Source organism: Streptomyces sp. YS-3 (assembly GCF_045257485.1).
In the GTDB taxonomy this organism is placed as follows: domain Bacteria; phylum Actinomycetota; class Actinomycetes; order Streptomycetales; family Streptomycetaceae; genus Streptomyces.
In genome coordinates this window covers 1-789 of the sequence record NZ_JBJHPC010001134.1, presented here as the reverse complement: position 1 = coordinate 789, position 789 = coordinate 1, and the positions used below count along the sequence as shown (strand labels likewise).

1 protein-coding gene is annotated in these 789 nt (G+C 73.6%); it reads left to right on the top strand.

Annotated features, from left to right (window positions below; all coding sequences use genetic code 11):
* Nucleotides 1–102 precede the first annotated feature (102 nt).
* Nucleotides 103–738 carry a response regulator gene (locus ACJA3G_RS37945; protein ID WP_406557537.1) on the top strand — a complete coding sequence of 212 codons (636 nt, stop codon included), beginning with the start codon at nucleotides 103–105 and terminating at the stop codon, nucleotides 736–738.
* Nucleotides 739–789 lie beyond the last annotated feature (51 nt).

Genomic DNA, 789 nt, shown 5'->3' with positions numbered 1-789 from the left:
GGCGGGGCGGGCGCGGTGGGCGGGGTGCAGGATCGCCGCGGCGCCCACGGTAGAGACGGAGTGGCGGTGGCGGAGGGCGCGCACGGACCGCGGATCAAGGTTGTGATCGCGGACGACGAGCCGCTGATCAGGGCGGGGATCAGGATGATCCTCACCTCGGACCCGGCCATCGAGGTCGCGGCCGAGGCGGCCAACGGCCGGGACGCCGTCGAGGCCGCACGGGCGCACGGCGCCGACGTGGTGCTGCTCGACATCCAGATGCCGGTGATGGACGGCTTGACCGCCCTGGCCGAGCTGCGCAGGAGCACCCCGGCGACCCGAGTGATCATCCTCACGACGTTCGGCGAACGCGAGAACGTGCTGCGCGCTCTGGAGTACGGGGGCGCCGGGTTCCTCCTGAAGGACACCGCCCCGGCCGAGCTGATCGCAGCGGTACGGGCGGCGGCGGCCGGGGACGCCTATCTGTCGCCCGGCGCGACCCGGCACGTCGTGGACCAGCTGGCCATGGGGCGCGCGGCGGCCCGGGGCGAGGAGGCGCGGCGCCGGGTGGCGGTGCTGTCGGTGCGGGAGCGGGACGTGCTGGCGCTGCTCGGGGAGGGGCTGTCCAACGCGGACGCGGGGAGACGGCTCCATATGAGCGAGGCCACGGTGAAGACGTATGTGAGCCGCATCCTGGCGAAGCTGGAGTGCGAGAACAGGGTGCAGGCGGCGCTGCTGGCCCGGGATGCGGGGTTGTAGGCGGGCGGGGTGGAGGCGCCTCGTGGGGCTTGTTTCACGTGAAACACGGGG